General features: G+C 59.6%; 16 protein-coding genes and 1 pseudogene. 5 read left to right on the forward strand and 12 right to left on the reverse strand.

Translation table 11 applies throughout. From position 1 onward, the window contains the following. A partial coding sequence (locus CF70_RS27025) for an MFS transporter (protein WP_051649085.1) occupies window positions 1-1,146 on the forward strand: 1,146 nt, incomplete at its 5' end. Window positions 1,147-1,229: 83 nt separating this feature from the next. Here the strand turns inward: CF70_RS27025 and CF70_RS27030 are convergent. The 7 genes from CF70_RS27030 to CF70_RS27060 form a co-directional block, all read right to left on the reverse strand. Continuing rightward, complete coding sequence (locus CF70_RS27030; protein WP_035872275.1) at window positions 1,230-1,508, reverse strand: hypothetical protein; 279 nt, start codon at window positions 1,506-1,508, stop codon at window positions 1,230-1,232. Between the two features lie 130 nt (window positions 1,509-1,638). Continuing rightward, a complete protein-coding gene (arsH, locus tag CF70_RS27035; RefSeq protein ID WP_035872393.1) occupies window positions 1,639-2,358 on the reverse strand; it encodes an arsenical resistance protein ArsH in 720 nt (239 codons plus the stop codon). 225 nt (window positions 2,359-2,583) lie between these two features. After that, window positions 2,584-2,940: an ArsR/SmtB family transcription factor gene (locus CF70_RS35355; protein WP_081862383.1), complete on the reverse strand. Its 357-nt coding sequence runs from the start codon at window positions 2,938-2,940 to the stop codon at window positions 2,584-2,586. A gap of 137 nt (window positions 2,941-3,077) precedes the next feature. Next, the gene (locus CF70_RS27045) at window positions 3,078-4,139 is read right to left on the reverse strand and encodes an ArsO family NAD(P)H-dependent flavin-containing monooxygenase (protein WP_035872279.1); all 1,062 of its coding nucleotides are present in this window, start codon (window positions 4,137-4,139) and stop codon (window positions 3,078-3,080) included. Window positions 4,140-4,201: 62 nt separating this feature from the next. Then, a complete protein-coding gene (locus CF70_RS27050) occupies window positions 4,202-5,557 on the reverse strand; it encodes a sigma-54-dependent transcriptional regulator (protein ID WP_035872281.1) in 1,356 nt (451 codons plus the stop codon). Further along, the gene (locus CF70_RS27055; RefSeq protein ID WP_035872284.1) at window positions 5,554-7,020 is read right to left on the reverse strand and encodes a sensor histidine kinase; all 1,467 of its coding nucleotides are present in this window, start codon (window positions 7,018-7,020) and stop codon (window positions 5,554-5,556) included. The genes CF70_RS27050 and CF70_RS27055 overlap by 4 nt, the downstream gene beginning before the upstream one ends. Continuing rightward, window positions 7,017-7,892 (reverse strand): PhnD/SsuA/transferrin family substrate-binding protein, encoded by an 876-nt coding sequence (locus CF70_RS27060; RefSeq protein WP_035872286.1) that lies wholly within the window; start codon window positions 7,890-7,892, stop codon window positions 7,017-7,019. The genes CF70_RS27055 and CF70_RS27060 overlap by 4 nt, the downstream gene beginning before the upstream one ends. A gap of 182 nt (window positions 7,893-8,074) precedes the next feature. Between CF70_RS27060 and CF70_RS27065 the strand changes: the two genes are divergently transcribed. Both CF70_RS27065 and CF70_RS27070 read left to right on the forward strand, forming a co-directional pair. Next, on the forward strand, window positions 8,075-8,596 hold the full coding sequence (locus CF70_RS27065; protein WP_035872288.1) for an arsenate reductase (azurin) small subunit: 522 nt from the start codon (window positions 8,075-8,077) through the stop codon (window positions 8,594-8,596). 27 nt (window positions 8,597-8,623) lie between these two features. Next, window positions 8,624-11,101, forward strand: coding sequence for an arsenate reductase (azurin) large subunit (locus CF70_RS27070; protein ID WP_035872290.1), 2,478 nt, complete (start codon window positions 8,624-8,626; stop codon window positions 11,099-11,101). 91 nt (window positions 11,102-11,192) lie between these two features. Here the strand turns inward: CF70_RS27070 and arsC are convergent, their stop codons facing one another. From arsC to CF70_RS27090, 5 genes and pseudogenes are all read right to left on the reverse strand, one after another. Then, window positions 11,193-11,615 carry an arsenate reductase (glutaredoxin) gene (arsC, locus tag CF70_RS35360; protein WP_081862381.1) on the reverse strand — a complete coding sequence of 141 codons (423 nt, stop codon included), beginning with the start codon at window positions 11,613-11,615 and terminating at the stop codon, window positions 11,193-11,195. A gap of 110 nt (window positions 11,616-11,725) precedes the next feature. Further along, window positions 11,726-12,745, reverse strand: coding sequence for a phosphate ABC transporter substrate-binding protein PstS (gene pstS, locus CF70_RS27080; RefSeq protein WP_035872398.1), 1,020 nt, complete (start codon window positions 12,743-12,745; stop codon window positions 11,726-11,728). A gap of 239 nt (window positions 12,746-12,984) precedes the next feature. Then, window positions 12,985-13,161 (reverse strand): annotated as a pseudogene (locus CF70_RS38335) (metal-dependent phosphohydrolase); the annotation flags it as partial. Window positions 13,162-13,245: 84 nt separating this feature from the next. Then, complete coding sequence (locus CF70_RS27085; protein WP_035872297.1) at window positions 13,246-13,467, reverse strand: hypothetical protein; 222 nt, start codon at window positions 13,465-13,467, stop codon at window positions 13,246-13,248. Further along, window positions 13,458-14,168 (reverse strand): RNA ligase family protein, encoded by a 711-nt coding sequence (locus CF70_RS27090; RefSeq protein ID WP_235185230.1) that lies wholly within the window; start codon window positions 14,166-14,168, stop codon window positions 13,458-13,460. The genes CF70_RS27085 and CF70_RS27090 overlap by 10 nt, the downstream gene beginning before the upstream one ends. Before the next feature lie 343 nt (window positions 14,169-14,511). On the opposite strand from CF70_RS27090, the gene CF70_RS34065 reads away from it, so the two are divergent. Both CF70_RS34065 and CF70_RS27100 read left to right on the forward strand, forming a co-directional pair. Next, the gene (locus tag CF70_RS34065) at window positions 14,512-15,132 is read left to right on the forward strand and encodes a hypothetical protein (protein WP_051649087.1); all 621 of its coding nucleotides are present in this window, start codon (window positions 14,512-14,514) and stop codon (window positions 15,130-15,132) included. A 119-nt stretch (window positions 15,133-15,251) separates the two neighbouring features. Next, window positions 15,252-15,617, forward strand: coding sequence for a hypothetical protein (locus tag CF70_RS27100; RefSeq protein WP_035872302.1), 366 nt, complete (start codon window positions 15,252-15,254; stop codon window positions 15,615-15,617). Window positions 15,618-15,755 lie beyond the last annotated feature (138 nt).

Raw genomic sequence — 15,755 nt, forward strand, 5'->3', positions numbered from 1 at the left:
CTCTTCGCCGTGCTCTCCAAGCCGATACAAGCTGAGCTGCAACTGAGCCAGCCGGTCCTTTTTGGCGCGTTCACATTAGCCCTGCTGACGTCCTCCCTGAACGCCCCCCGTGTGGGCAAGGCGATTGACCGATTTGGAGGGAAGTCGATTCTCTGTGCGGGCTCCGTCGTCGCAGCTACGGCCCTGCTCGCGCTGGCGTCCGCGACGAACGTCTGGACCGTCTACGCGGCCTGGGTGCTTGCCGGTCTGGCCATGCCAATGGCGTTGTATGACCCGGCCTTTGCCACTTTGCATCAGATTGACGCCAGCCGCTATCGGAGGAGTGTCTCGACGTTGACGCTTTTCGGCGGATTCGCCAGTACGGCGTTTTGGCCGCTCACAGCATATCTGAACGCTGAGGTGGGTTGGCGCGTGACTCTAATGATGTTCGCTGCAATTCAGGTCGCCATCTGCCTGCCGCTGCACGCGCTCATTCTCCCTCGGCTATCCGGGCGTGCTCCCACTCAATCCGAAGTCATCTCGCCAGCGACTGGCTTGCCCGCTCGACAGGTAAATGAGCGGCGCTTCTACGTCCTTGGCGGCGCGTTCGCTGCTGCGCTGTTCGCCTTTGGAGCACTTTCCGTCCATCTCTTGAATCTGCTTCAGGTCGGGGGACTGACCACGGCGCAGGCGGTCATGGTGGCTACCGTCATTGGACCGATGCAGGTTACCGGGAGAGTCATGGAGCTTTTCTTCGCAAAGAAGCTGCAACCCGCACAAGTGGGACGACTATCCCTCGGACTATTGTTCGTGGCTCTGATGCTGCTTGCCTGCTCCTCCGGCAGCCTTGCGGTGGGCTTCGGCTTTGCCGCGGTGTACGGACTCAGTAACGGACTGCTAACCATAGTGCGGGGCACACTCCCCGCCGAGCTGTTTCCTTCAATTCCCGTTGGCAGCCTGCTTGGGCGTTTGGCTCGGCCAACGTTGCTGTCAATGGCCCTTGCACCCTTGTGCTTTTCCTTCGTTTCGGCCAGTGGCTTGCCGTTCACGGCGAGGGTGCTTGCGTTGTCGGGCTTGGCTTTGTTGGCCCTTTTGCTCTTGATAGCCGCAACACGGAAACCAAGCATTGAACCGTTGTTAGCCTTTGAGGCCAAGGTAAAGGGCTAGGCGGCGCGGCCTGAGAGCGGGATGGCCGACCAGGGGTGCAACTGCATCCCGCACCCCGCATCGTGGTTGCCTCCGGAGACGAATTACCGCTGCTCCGTCTGGAACTGCTCATCGCGATAGCCGGCAATATCGCTTAGGAAATTGGCCACGACCGCCTCGGCGAGCAACGCCTCCTGCTCCAAGTTGCCTTTCCGATATTCCGCCACGATATCCCCCATCACTTTGGCGAAGTTCGCCCTGCCGTGAGCGGTCTTAAGCGAGCAGTGCGACGACGCCAATAAACAGTCGACCAGGACGTGGGCGACGGCTCCACGTAATTCACCAATGGCAGCCGAGAGCGCATTTGCATCGATGGCGGACATGTCCATCTCCGGTATCTATTGAGCGTTCAGAAGGCATGTGGCCGAGGAGTGCCGAGCGTCGCTTCAAAGCGCACCCTGCGGTGGGCGCAGTCATGACGTTCGGCTCATCGGGCCGGCCTCGCATTTCAACTTAGGCCGTTTGCGCAGCGGTTGCCAAGTCTTCTTTTTCCGCCTTTGCCGCAGCCGCTCTGCGTTCGCTGTACCGGTCGGTCAGATAGTCGGACTTGTCTCTCAGGAGAAGCGTGAACTTGAACAGTTCTTCCATGACATCCACGACGCGGTCATAGTACGCGGATGGCTTCATCCTTCCTGCCTCGTCGAACTCCTCGAAGGCCTTTGGCACCGACGACTGGTTGGGGATAGTGACCATCCGCATCCATCGGCCGAGCAGCCGCAGCGTGTTGACCGAGTTGAATGACTGCGAGCCGCCCGACACCTGCATGACCGCAAGCGTGCGGCCCTGCGTCGGGCGAATACCGGCGCTCTCCAGGGGAAGCCAATCAATCTGCGTCTTCATAACCCCGGTGATGGCGCCATGGCGCTCGGGACTGCACCAGACCTGGCCTTCCGACCACTCCGAGAGCTTGCGCAGCTCAACCACCTTCGGATGGTCTGCGGTCGCCCCGTCCGGAAGCGGGAGCTCTCGTGGGTCAAAAATCTTCGTTTCGGCGCCGAGCGCACGCAGAATGCGCGCCGCCTCCTCCACGAGAAGGCGACTGTACGAGCGTTCGCGCAGCGACCCATAGAGGAGGAGAATTCGAGGCGGGTGGTTCGACAGCGGCTGGGACAACTCTCCACTCGAGATTTGTTCAAATTGCGCGGAGTCGATGTTTGGCAAAGTGTCTGGCATGGCGTGCTCCTTTGATTCCATTATAGTAGAAATATAGAATCGATGTCGGAGCACTCTCAACCCAATTGTCTAGCCGAGGACTGTCGCGATTACCGCTCCCGCTTCGGCTCTGAAATCGCCTGGTCACTGGCGCCCGGTATGTCCGGCGCGTTGGGTGAGTTTTCGAGACGCCTGCAGTGCATCATCGGGAGCAGCAATGCGGCTTCAGCCAGAGGCCCTGGCGCATCAGGTAGTTTCGGCGGCAACTCTCGCCCGCTTTGGTTTGCACACGGCGCCAGCAACACCGCAATCTTCGGGATGCCCTTCGCAGCAGTGCTCAACGAGAAACGCTACGAGTTCGTTCATCCGGTCGAACTGAGCTCGGTAGATAACAAATTTCCCCTCTTGGGTGCTCTTAATCAAGCCGGCGTGGACAAGCTCCTTCAGATGGAAGGACAGCGTCGCCGGTGGCACACCAAGCTGCTGGCCAATGCGGCCAGCATTCACGCCGTCCAGACCCGCCTGAACCAGCAGACGGAATATCGCCAGACGTGAGTCTTGGGCAAGTGCGGCCAACGCCGCAACAGCAGTTTCGCTCTTCATCATTCTTGGAACTGTAGAGGCTTTGACGCCTATCGCGCAAGTTTGGGGCGGAGGCATGTCATTTTAGTGTCACGTACGTCCATCGCCTTGCCATATTTCGCCCGTAGGCCGGACGGAGCCGCATGGCAATCCCACTATTAGCTCGAAGTGGCCAAGACGCCCTCAATCTCTTGCGCGGTCGCTCGAGCGGAACGCATGACACCAATGAGCGTCGCAGAAGCGAACCCCGTCCATTCGCCGTATCCAACGAGCCACAACCGAGGCTCTACCAGTGAACGCGTCTCATTGACTGCAATACGACCGTCCGATTGCAGCACGCCCAACGATTCCAAATGGCTCAGAGCCGGCCGGAAGCCGGTGCACCAGATGACGACGTCGAACATCTCTTCATGACCGCCCCTCCAACCTGCCCCCGTCCGAGTAAGGCGCTCAGGCGTACTGACGGCAACAAGCACCCCTCGCTCTCGCGCATCTTTGACGGTTGGAATCATAACGACGTCGCCAAGGCCGCCGGGAAGGTCCTCGACCTCTCGGCCTTCTACCTTGGCCTTCCATCGTTCGGTCGCCCGAGAAAAGAGGACACGACCATCCACGTCGTCGGGTAAAAAAAGCGGCGGTTCCTTCGTCGCCCAGACGGTGTCGGCAACCTGGGAAACCTCCGCCAGAATCTGAGCACCGGAGTTACCACCGCCGACTACCAGGACTCGCTTGCCGGCAAAGGCGTCCGCACTCCGATAGTGTGCCGAGTGCAATTGCACTCCATGGAAGTCCGCCGCACCTGGGTAATGTGGCCAGAAGGGATGGCGCCAAGTCCCGGTTGCGCTCACTACTGCCCTTGCCGCATAGCTGCCGGAATCCGTCTGAACTATCATGCGCTCTCCGTCTCGCGCAACGGACTGCACTACTACTGGGCGCTTCACGGGCAAGGCATACCGCTCTTCATAGGCGGCGAGGTAGCGAAGCACGTGGTCTTTGGAGGGGTAGGTGTCATCACCCGCACGCGGCATCGGATAACCGGGAAGCGAACTCCACTGGGCCGGAGAGAAGAGCCGCAGAGAGTCCCAGGCGTGTTGCCATGCGCCCCCTGGCGAAGGCTCGCTGTCGAGGATGACAAAGGAGAGCGTCGTACGCCGAAGGAAATAGCCGACAGCTAAGCCAGATTGGCCGCCGCCGATAACGAGTACATCTATCTGCTCCATGGGCTCCTGAAGCCTCGTTCAGTTAGAAACCTCAGGAACATAACAGCTTCTTGACTACCGGGCTACCCGCCTGGCGCCTCGGTGTCGGGCACCTTGATACCCAATCGCTTCATCTTCTCCCAGAGCGTCTTGCGCGAGACGCCCAGTGCCGCGGCAGTCATCGCAATACGGCCACCTTCCCTTGCCAGAGCTGATTCGATAAAAGCACGTTCGGCTTCCGCCAAGAATTCGTCCAGGGTCGGTAGCCCGGTGTTGCCTAACTCCGGTGCCGCAGCATGGTCATCGAACAGTTCGTGGGCCGAAAGCACCGGTCCGATGCTCAGGACGCAGGCGCGCTCAATGCGGTTACTCAGTTCGCGAACGTTGCCTGGCCAAGGATGAGCGAGCAACGCAGCCTGAGCCGCCGGCGCGAGTGTTTTGGTCGGCTCCCCGAGGCGCTCCGCCTGCTGAACCAAAATACGCCTCGCCAGCCAGAGGATGTCCTTCGGACGGTCTCGCAACGGCGGAATGTTCAGGTTCACCACGTTCACGCGGTAGTACAGGTCTTCCCGAAAGCGTCCTTCTTTCACCAGGGACTGGAGGTTGCGATTGGTCGCGCAGACGATACGCAATTCCACCGGGATGACTTTGTCAGAGCCCAAACGCCGCACCTGCTGTTCCTGTATGGCACGGAGAAGCTTGACCTGCATGCTCTGCGGCAACTCACCAATCTCATCGAGGAACAGCGTTCCACCATGCGCTTGCTCAAAATACCCGCGTCGCGCGCGGTCTGCGCCGGTATAGGCTCCCCTTTCCGCTCCAAAGAACTCTGCCTCCAGAAGCGTCTCAGGAATGGCACCGCAGTTCACTGCCACAAAGGGGGAATCTGGCTTGCCGCCGAGTTCGTGAAGGTATTGCGCAAGCACTTCCTTACCCACCCCAGACTCCCCGGTCACCAACGTGATACGTGCCCTCTGGGCAATCCGTGGCAGCGATTCTGCAAGTGCAAGCATTTGCCGAGAGACACCGATTGGCGATTCGTGTGTGGTTGGTGCTGGACTGATGTGTTGTCCGACGGCGAGCCGAATCTTTGCTACCAGCTCACCGATGTCAAAGGGCTTTGTGATGTAGTCCGTCGCCCCTCGTTTTAGCATCTCAACCGCTCGTTCCACACTGGCAAATGCCGTGATAAAGATGAACGGGGGCACAAAGTCAGATTGCTCCACCGCCGTCAGGAATACCTGCTCGCCTGAGATATCCGGCAGCCTGACGTCACTGATGATGGCACCGTAGCTATGTCGCTTCATCCCCTCCAATGCTGCGCCGCCAGTCTGGTACCAGTCGAGGGTAAATCCCTCGAGTGCGAACCGGTCCGCCAGCGACTCGCCCATGATGGGGTCGTCCTCGATCAGGCACAGCCGACGCGCGACCGGACTCATGATTTGCCTCCTGATAGAGGAACACTGACCTGGAAGCGCGTTAGCCCGTCGGCGCTGACCACGTGAATGGTTCCACCTAAGGTTTTCACCACCTGATAGCACACCCAGAGACCGATGGGGTAGGACTTCTTCTCGCTGCCGTGCTGGGTGACGGTGTATGGCTCAAACAAATGTCCCATGCGCTCAGGGGGGATGGGGTCACCATCGTTAGCAACCGCCATCTCCAGCGTCGCCCCCTCAATTCGCGCCTCAAACCAGATATGACCTCCGTCGCGCACTGCCTTCACCGCATTAAGCAGGAGGTTCAAGACGAGCTGACGGACAAGATGCGAGGGCAACGGTATTGGTTGGCCAATAGTGACATCCCATACCAGGGCTCCGGCTCGTTCATGGACTTGCGGCGTAATAAGTGTCTCAAGGTCCTGCCAATCCGCCTGCGTCATAGCTGGAGAATCAAGTCGTGCCTCCACCAGTAATGCGCCAACCGTTGTTCGTATCTGGTTTAATCCGCGCTCCAGCAGTCCCAAGGTTTTCTTGGTGAAGGCGTCCGGATTACCGTGCGTCGCAAGCGTGTCGACGGCGTTGAGCATGCCACCGAGCGGATTGTTAATTTCGTGCGCAATTCCAGTCGAAACGCGGCCCACCGCCGCAAGCCGCTCGGCGGTCACCATTTCTTGCTCCAACCTTTCCTTCTCGTCCAGCCCGTGGAGCATGTCCTTGAAGCTCGCGCTGAGGACGCCAATCTCATCCTTTCCGGCAGGGGTTACCTCCTTGGCAATCTCCATCGGCGGCACCTTGCCGATGCGCTGCATATCTGCGGCCAGGCGAGACAGTGGTGCAACCATCCGCTTCCCCCAAAACCATCCCAACAGAATCAGGACTACCAGTCCCGGTAGGGTGACCGCAAACAGATGAATAAGGGTTGTGCGGATGCGCTGCGATATCTTCTCGCCGTCATACTGAATGACGACTCTGCCTAGTGAAGAACCGTCGTCTGAAAGCACATCCCCCGACGCCACTACGTTCTCCGCCCCCATCCACTTTGCACCAGTGAAAGAGAAGCCCTTCGCGGCGCTGGCTGATTTCAGGAATTTCCGCGCACTCTCCGGAAGAGAATCGATGGACGCGAGCATGGGGAAGGTCTTGGTATCCGTTGAGATAAGCACGCGTTCGCCGTTATCGGTCACGGTGATGCTCTCAAGCGCATTGTTCTCATCACGCGTCTCGATGGGAGTACGAATGACCTCAAACGCCTGCCATACATCGTCCCGGAGTAACGGCTCTCGCAAGGAACGGGAGAGAACGGCCACAAGATTTTCTGCCCCCGCCTGCAAGTCACGCCGCGCATCGGCGAGGCCCTGTGAAAGCAAGGTCATCGTTACCATGCATTCGGTCGCAACAATCACGGCAGTGATGGCGAGTGGGATGCGATAGCGGTAGCTCAGGTCCCGGAATAGCGTCATGTCTTGACACCGTCCACCTGCCGAACCATCGCCGCAATGCCATCAAAGGTACTGTCTGGTGCATCGCCAAAACCATCCAGATTCAACCGAGTCAGTACGTCCTGTCCGGCATGAGTCCGCGCCATGTTGACAAATGCGCGGTGTAGCGTCGCCGTAAGTTGACCGTCGAGCGTCTTGCGCACAACGACAGGCGGGAAGCCGAACTCGCGCGAACGCCACGCTACCCGAACCCCCTTGGTGGATTCTGGCTGCTGTTTCGCCAGGGTATCCCACACATAGCCATCGACTGACCCGCCCCGCGCAACGCCAAGCCTGACCGCATCGACGACCTTCCGATGGCTGAAGGTGAAGAATGCCTTCCGGAAGAACGCCTCGGGTGTGGTCCCTAAGCGTAGCAACTCGGACTTCGGCACTAGATAGCCGCTATTCGACAGCGGGTCGCTGAACGCATAGATGCTGTTCCTTAGGTCCGCAATCGAACGCGTCGCCTCGTCGTCGGCCGGGACGATGAGATAGGACTGATAGAGCGGCTTGCCGTGATAGATGGGAGTTGCCAGCAATTCCAGCCTCGCCTTGGAGATGACATAGGGGTAGCCGCACACCCACGCCGCATCAAGGTCATTGCGCATCAGGAGCTCAAGGATTTCGCCGTAACTCCCGCGCTGAACAAACTGCACATTCGTTCCGGTGGCATCGACCAGGTATCTGCGCCACCTCGCCGTGGTTTCTACATGGTCGTTGAGAAAGACTGGCGTTGTGCCAAAGCGCAGCGTGGACTGTGCTTGGCCGATAGCAAGCGAGAACGGTGCCACGCCGCATACGCCCAGAGTCCGCAGAACCAGGCGGCGAATAGGGTTACGGCTTCGTAACATCCGCTCCTCTCCTCGCATTGCAGCAAGTTACCGATACGTGACCTAAATGAGGTCCGCCCGGGGCGACCGCCCCGCAATCCCTTCTGCAGCCATGCCCTCACGGTGTGGCATGGCTTTTGCCATGCTCTTAAGGCTTCACATCACAACGTTAGCAAATTTCCAGAGCAGAGTGGAGGAAGACCATGTCCGAAGGTATCTCAAGACGCACGTTCTTGAAAATCAGCGGTGCCGGCGCCGCTGCTGGCGCAAGTGGCTTCCACCTGCCGAGCGCGGAGGCTGCCACGCCTTCAGTCGATACCAGCAGAACCGTGCTTCCCTATCCGTCTCGTACAGTCGGCGTAGCGGCCAGGATGCCAGTCAACCAGGTTGTCGCGTTCAGCTACCCAGACGCCGCCTCTCCGTGTGCGGCCATCAAGATGGGAACCGCTGTACCGGGCGGTGTCGGACCGGACAAAGACATCGTTGCTTTCAGCACGCTCTGCACACATATGGGCTGTCCTGTCGCCTATGACGCGGGGACGAAGTCCTTCAAATGCCCGTGCCACTTCAGCATGTTCGATGCAGAGAAGTCTGGTCAGATGATTTGCGGCCAGGCCACGGAGAACCTGCCTCGCGTACAACTCAGCTACGACGCAAAAACTGGCAGCATCATGGCCGTCGGCATCGAGGGCCTGATATACGGCCGGCAGGCAAATATCCTGTAGCGGCGAGGACGACAGAGGGGATGGACCATGGCAAATGCTAAAGACAGACTCACGCTGCCGCCTGTGAACGCGCAGAAGACAAACCTCACCTGCCACTTCTGCATCGTGGGGTGTGGGTATCACACTTACAAGTGGCCGGAGGGTACCGAGGGCGGTCGGGCGCCCAATCAAAACGCACTAGGGCTAGACTTCCGCAAGCAGCTCCCGCCGCTGACGATAACGCTGACGCCGGCGATGACCAACGTGATAACGGCTCGTGACGGCACGCGGTACAACATCATGATTGTTCCGGACAAGGGTTGCTCGGTGAACAGCGGTCTCAGTTCGACGCGCGGCGGCAAGCTTGCCTCATACATGTACACGCCGGACGGCATAGGCCGGGACCGGTTGCACAGCCCGATGATTTACGCGGCCGACCAATGGATGGACACCGACTGGGATAGTGCTCTGGCTGTGTACGTTGGCGTGATGAAGCGCGTTCTCGACAAGGACGGCCCGGACGGCGTCGTGTTCTCGTGCTTCGACCATGGCGGCGCCGGCGGCGGCTTCGAAAATACCTGGGGCACGGGGAAACTGATGTTCTCCGCTATCCAGACCCAGATGGTCCGCATTCACAATCGCCCAGCCTACAACTCCGAATGCCATGCGACGCGGGAAATGGGCGTTGGCGAACTGAACAACTCGTATGAAGACGCAGAGTTGGCCGACGTCATCGTCGCCATCGGCACCAATGCCTATGAAACGCAGACCAACTACTTCCTGAACCACTGGGTTCCGAATCTCCAAGGTCGCACCATCGACAAGCGGAAACAGCGCTTCTCTGGCGAGAGCATCGAAAAGGCGAAGCTGATTGTCGTGGACCCGCGGCGGACCCCCACGATAGCCATTGCAGAGCAGGTAGCTGGAAAGCCGAACGTCATTCACCTCGATATCCAACCCGGGACGGATATCGCGTTGTTCAACGGCCTCTTCACCTACGTCGTTGAGAAGGGATGGATTGACCAGGACTTCATTGCCAAATACACGAAGGGCTTTAGCGACGTGGTGAAGGCGAACCGCCTTTCCCTGGACGAGACCGCCCGCATCACCGGCGTATCCGCAGACACGCTCGCGAAAGCGGCCGAATGGGCCTACAAGCCGAAGGCCTCAGGCCAGATGCCACGGACCATGCACGCCTACGAGAAGGGCATCATCTGGGGCAACGACAATTACCTCATCCAATCGGCATTGGTCGACCTGGTTTTGGCGACCCATAATGTGGGTCGCCGTGGTACCGGCGTCGTCCGGATGGGCGGCCACCAAGAGGGTTACACGCGACCGCCCTATCCGGGTAAGGGCAAGATTTACATCGACCAGGAGCTCATCAAGGGCAAAGGTCGCATGATGACCTGGTGGGGGTGCAACAACTTCCAGACCAGCAATAACGCTCAAGCACTTCGCGAGGCAGTGTTCCGTCGGTCGCAAATGGTGAAGGAGGCGATGGCGAAGACGCGCGGCGCTACGCCAGACCAGATGGCAGACGTCATCTATGAAGCGACCCGGAAAGGTGGCTTGTTCGTGACCAGCATCAATCTGTACCCGACTAAGCTAGCGGAGGCCGCGCACATCATGCTGCCGGCGACCCACCCTGGTGAGATGAACCTCACGTCCATGAACGGCGAGCGCCGCATGCGCCTGTCAGAGCGGTTCATGGACCCTCCGGGCTCAGCCATCCCAGACTGCCTTATCGCGGCGCGCATCGCAAACACGCTGAAAGCGATGTATGAGAAGGAAGGCAACGCGACGATGGCGAAGCGGTACGAGGGCTTTGCCTGGAAATCGGAGGAAGATGCCTTCAACGACGGCTTCCGCCAAGTCGGGCAGCCGGGCGTCGGGCCTATCGACAGCCAAGGCGGTCCTACCGGTAATCTTGCCACGTATGAACGGTTGCACGCCATGGGGAACAACGGCGTTCAACTACCTATCAAGGAGTACACAAACGGCAAGTTGATTGGCACTGAGATGCTGTACACCGACGGTAAGTTCGACACCAAAGATGGTAAGGCGGAGTTCAAGCCGTCTCCGTGGCCGGGGTTGCCCAAGACCGTTGCCGACCAGAAGGCGAAGCACAAGTTCTGGATTAACAACGGCCGAACGAACGAGGTGTGGCAGACCGCGTACCACGACCAATACAACGAGTTCGTGAAGGGCAGATATCCCATGGCCTACATCGAACTGAATCCTGCCGACGCACAGGGATTGGGTATCGCAGCCGGCGATATCGTGGAAGTGTTCAACGACTTTGGCTCAACCTTTGCCATGGCCTACCCAGTGGCGTCTGCGAAGCCGGGCCAGACGTTCATGGTCTACGGCTACGTCAATGGCATACAGGGAGATGTGACGACGGACTGGACTGACCGCAACATCATCCCCTACTACAAGGGAACATGGGCCAGCATTCGGCGCGTGGGCTCCATGGAGGACTACAAGCGACGTGTGAGCTTCAAAGACAGGCACTTTGCCTGATGAAGCACGAGGGGCGCCACCTGGTGGCGCCCCTCTTCAATACTGGGCGTCTGAGGCCCATCGAAACTCGCGGCTAGCTGCCCAACTCAGCTTACTTCACTCGACGGCCTTGTTCGTCGATAACGACTTCACCGTCCTCCTTTGTGAAAGGCCCCTTCTGCGGGGAAGGCAGGATATCCAAGACCACCTCGGACGGCCTGCACAGACGGACTCCAAGCGAGGTCACGACGAATGGCCGATTGATTAGGATAGGATGCTCGAGCATGGCATCGAGCAGTTGTTCATCCGTCAGGTTCGGGTCACCAAGACCAAGTTCAGCATAGGGTGTACCCTTCTCACGCAGAGCGCCACGAACGGTGAGTCCCGCCTTCGCAATCATGTCTTGGAGTCGCTCCCGGCCAGGGGGATTCGTGACGTATTCGATGACATCCGGCTCGATGCCAGCGTTACGAATGAGCGCAAGCGTGTTGCGCGAAGTCCCACAGTTGGGGTTGTGATAGATGGTTACGCTCACAAATTCGTTCCTTTCGTTTGCTGCATGGTGCATGCGTAGATGTCATTCTGCGGTAGTTCGAAGCATCTTGCAGATGCCTGTCAAGCGATAGTGAGGTGCGACTATAGCCGTCAGAACTTGAAGTTGGCCGACCAATAGGCTTCGATTTGCTCGACGAGTTGCTCAGGCAACGGAACATAGTTGAGCGCCTGGGCCTGCTGCTGCCCCTTCTCGATGGCCCACTTGAAAAAGCCCAGTGCCGCCTCTGCGTGAGCCTGGTTCTTCGCTTGCTTGTGCATGAGGACGAAGACGGTTGCGGCAATCGGATATGCATCCGGCCCACTCGCATCAGTCATCACCCATTCGAAGTCCTTTGTTTTCGACCAATCAACCGTCGCGGCGGCGGCCCGAAACGACTGGGCGCTGGGCTCAATGAAATTGCCCGCTTTGTTTTGTACCGCCCCATAGGTCATTTTGCTCTGCAACGCATAGGCATATTCAACGTAGCCAATAGCGTTCTTCTGCCGCTTCACGTATGCAGCAACGCCCTCATTACCTTTGCCGCCTACACCCGTGGGCCAGTCCACTGAGGTGCCTTCCCCGACTGTGCTCTTCCACGAGGGACTCACTTTCGCCAGGTAGTTAACCCAGTTGAATGTTGTACCAGAGCCATCCGAGCGATGGACCACGACAATCTTTGCAGCCGGCAGATTGAGACCAGGGTTAATCTTCACGAGGGCTGGGTCGTTCCACATCGTGATTTTGCCGAGGTAGATATCGGCCAGCAGCGGCCCTGTGAAGCGAATCTTGCCGGGGGCGACGCTGTCAATATTGACGACTGGCACCACACCTCCGATGACGACAGGAAACTGCGCCATCCCCATCGCGCTCAACCCATTCGCAGATAGCGGCATATCACTGGCACCGAAATCAACCGTGGCAGCCTTGATTTGAGTAATGCCTCCGCCGGAGCCGATGGATTGATAGTTGATTTTGTCCCCAGAGACTTGGTTGTAGTCCGACGCCCACTTAGAAAGGATGGGGTAGACAAACGTAGAGCCAGCTCCCGTAATCTCGGTGGCGTGAGCTGTCACAGCGGCTGCCGCGACGATGATGGAACTCACTAGGCGCCTAAAGATTTGCTTCCGCATATCAACTCCCTCGTCAAAAAGCAGCGACCGCATAACTCTACATTTCCAGCAACGTGGAAATGTAGAGTATAGTTCTAGCGACTCTGCAGTGACGCCGAGTGCCTCATGAAATTTTAATGACAGAGGCAGCGAGCGCGTCAACTGTAGCGAGCGTCAACGCACCATCTACCATCCTCGCAACTGTTGCCGCTCCGAGTTCGTCCCACGTTGCGTCCAGTTGGCCGCGCCCCTTGTGCCTCAGATAGCAGCGCATCAACCACCATTTTCGTGTGCGTCCAGACGTCGCCCTCCCTGTGGAACGAGCCCTGGGGAGTTTGCTTTGCCAGCTCAAGAGCTGGAAACGCCGCCAAACAATTTTGGTAGTCAGGGGTAGCCCCCTGACTGGGGACGAGCCCCCGTGTATTCTTCCAATCCATTTCTCACCCCTTCGTGGGAGAGGATTCAACAAGTAGTTGTTTCAGTAGTTGCGCAACTGTGGATAACTCATTGAATCGTCGTTACTAGTTGCCTCTGGAGGGGGCACTTGCGTGGTAGCGTGGTTCCTGCGGCGTGCGGCGCAACGGCTCCAGGCAGGGAAGTGCCTCCATGACGGCGTTCCAGTCCGGATAGGTGCCGGCCGCCGGAACGTGTGCCGCCAGGCTTGCATATGCCGGCGCCCGCAGTACGGGTGAGGCCCGCAGCGATTGCAGATTCGTGGCGGTCAACAGATCGGTCATTTCCATTGCGGCTCTCCTGCTTGTTCGCGCATGTGGTTCTGCTCGAACGCATGGTTATGCATCCAGCGCTCGTCCGTCTGCACATGCCCGCTGCGGACGAATTTCGCCACGCAGCGCCTGAAATCAGTATGGCGGATCTCGTCCGCGACCCGGATCACGTAGCCCTCGGTCCACTCGCGCTCGCTTTCGCGCCAGAGCGCCTGGATCGCCGCGGCGTCGAACTTGCCGTCATAAAGCACGGGCACCGGCTCGATGCCGAGCAAGGCGAACCACTCCACCGTCTCTTCGCAGCCGAGGCATACGTTCCGCGCGTTCCAGACCGAGAATCCCGGGAAGAAGGAAGCCAGGTCCCGGTAACGGATCGAATGCGTCGCGAACAGGTTCTCGCCGCAGACTCGCCATCGATCCGGGATATCCATCCGCATCGCGCCCCAGAATCCCTTAAGCCACTCTCGGCCGGGATGGTGGCGGCTGTCCAGGCTTCTGGCGTGCATGCCGGTGCGGTAGAGCGAGGTGTTTTCTCCGTCCATCTTGGACGTGACAATCACGCGGCGCCCGTGGAACGCATCCAGGGTCTCGATCCTCCGGTCGTTGTCGCCGAGCCCGGGCGACCACGGTAAATGCGGAGTTCGCGGGTACTTCACGCGCTCGGCAACCAAGTGGGCAGGTTTAACTTCCCGAAGCGTTTCGGGTTCTTGCATCGTCATTTCGAACTCCAGAGAAAATTGGAGCCGACGATGGGATGGCGCGTGGCGGACTGGCAGTTGCCGGGAGGCAATCATGCGTTGCTGGTTTTCCACACGACACCTGTCCCGCTAGCGGGGTGGACGTGGCATCCCCGCTCACCGATTGCGCCACGGTGCCAAGGGGGCTGTGACAGCGCCCCGATCCCGGCATAATCTGCAGGAAATACAGAACGAGCCAATTCAATCCATGAACGACTGTCCCCGATGCAGTCACCCAGGCCTGGCCGTTCGCCAGGGCGCTGGCAAACCGGATGCGCTTCCCCATTGCGTTCCGGCCCCTGGGCTGATCGGGAAGCCTGCGATCTTGCCGGCCGTCCTGCTGGCATTGGCTCTCGTTCACAGCCACGACGGCCGGGCGGCGCCGCTGCGCGCGTTCACCATCGAAGAGCACACTGCGGAGCCGCCGCAGTTGTTCCCGCCGACTTACGATGAAGCCGTCACCGCGCTGATCCGCGCGTTCGATGTCGGCGCCATACTTGCCGTCGGCCTGGATCAGGCGTTCGCAAGGCTGCCTGCGAAGATCGGACCGATCCCGAAAGACCGCTACGTGGAGTGCACCCGTACGAAGCTCTCGCCCGAACTGGTGGAGAAGGCTGTCAGGCCCGCGCTGGCAGCGGAAATACAGGATCCCGGCCTGACGATGCGGCTGGCGCGCTTGCTCGGCTCCCCGATCGGGCGCAAGACCAAGGAAGCGGCATTGTCAGGCAAGGCGCTGGCGGATGCAGGGATTACCGGGGCCGACCTGCTCGAGTTCAACCGGTATATGGAGAACCGGGACTTGAAAGCCTTTCTTGAAAACGGAGGCCTGCGCCGCATAAAGGATGCCGTCTCCCGCGTGATCGACGTGGAAAGCAAGGCGGCGGCGAACGCCTGCGTCAGGCAACTGATGCCGTTGTACCGCCTGAAAAACGAGCGCTCGGCATGACCTCGCCCGGCACCCGCCGCATCCGGTCCCCTGCGTGAAATATCGTTACAGTTGTCTCCCGCGGCAAGGCGGCGGCAGGGCTAAAGTCAAATCATGGCTACTGCACGACTAGGATCGAAATGAGACATGGTTTTTTTTGCGCGCTGGGTGTCGGCGCGCTGGCCTGGGCAGCCTCGCAGTCCGCTCTGGCACGCGTCGATGTTGACCTGAATATCGGAGTGCCGGCGCCGGTGGTGGTGCCGGCCCCCGTCTATGCCGCCCCGGCCTATCCGGCTCCGCCGCCCCCGGTGGTTTATCCGGCCCCGCCGCCTGACTATGGGCCGCCCCCGGTCGCCTACGGGCCGCCCCCCGCCTACGGCCCGCCGGTGGTGGTCGCGCCCGCGGTGGTCATCGGGTGGCATGGGGACCGCTACTGGGATGGACGCCGCTGGTGGGGACGGCGCGACTGGTACGCCTATCGCCACCCCTACCCTTATCATCGGTAGCCGCCCGCGGCAGCCGGCGCTGCTTGTGGCAAAGGCGCAACGGGCCGGATGGCATTCGGTTAATTCTTATTACACGCAGGAAAACAAAAAGCCGCCCCGGCAAGGGGCGGCTTCTTGTCTGGCGTGAGCCCCGGCGGG

This window comes from Cupriavidus sp. SK-3, from assembly GCF_000611145.1.
Taxonomy (GTDB): domain Bacteria; phylum Pseudomonadota; class Gammaproteobacteria; order Burkholderiales; family Burkholderiaceae; genus Cupriavidus.

Coding starts and splice junctions, on each gene's coding strand:
- CF70_RS27030 (WP_035872275.1), bottom strand. CDS start 1,508: ATGTCCGCCATCGATGCAAATGCGCTCTCGGCTGCCATTGGTGAATTA.
- arsH (WP_035872393.1), bottom strand. CDS start 2,358: ATGCCAGACACTTTGCCAAACATCGACTCCGCGCAATTTGAACAAATC.
- CF70_RS35355 (WP_081862383.1), bottom strand. CDS start 2,940: ATGAAGAGCGAAACTGCTGTTGCGGCGTTGGCCGCACTTGCCCAAGAC.
- CF70_RS27045 (WP_035872279.1), bottom strand. CDS start 4,139: ATGGAGCAGATAGATGTACTCGTTATCGGCGGCGGCCAATCTGGCTTA.
- CF70_RS27050 (WP_035872281.1), bottom strand. CDS start 5,557: ATGAGTCCGGTCGCGCGTCGGCTGTGCCTGATCGAGGACGACCCCATC.
- CF70_RS27055 (WP_035872284.1), bottom strand. CDS start 7,020: ATGACGCTATTCCGGGACCTGAGCTACCGCTATCGCATCCCACTCGCC.
- CF70_RS27060 (WP_035872286.1), bottom strand. CDS start 7,892: ATGTTACGAAGCCGTAACCCTATTCGCCGCCTGGTTCTGCGGACTCTG.
- CF70_RS27065 (WP_035872288.1), top strand. CDS start 8,075: ATGTCCGAAGGTATCTCAAGACGCACGTTCTTGAAAATCAGCGGTGCC.
- CF70_RS27070 (WP_035872290.1), top strand. CDS start 8,624: ATGGCAAATGCTAAAGACAGACTCACGCTGCCGCCTGTGAACGCGCAG.
- pstS (WP_035872398.1), bottom strand. CDS start 12,745: ATGCGGAAGCAAATCTTTAGGCGCCTAGTGAGTTCCATCATCGTCGCG.
- CF70_RS27085 (WP_035872297.1), bottom strand. CDS start 13,467: ATGGAAATGACCGATCTGTTGACCGCCACGAATCTGCAATCGCTGCGG.
- CF70_RS27090 (WP_235185230.1), bottom strand. CDS start 14,168: ATGACGATGCAAGAACCCGAAACGCTTCGGGAAGTTAAACCTGCCCAC.
- CF70_RS27100 (WP_035872302.1), top strand. CDS start 15,252: ATGAGACATGGTTTTTTTTGCGCGCTGGGTGTCGGCGCGCTGGCCTGG.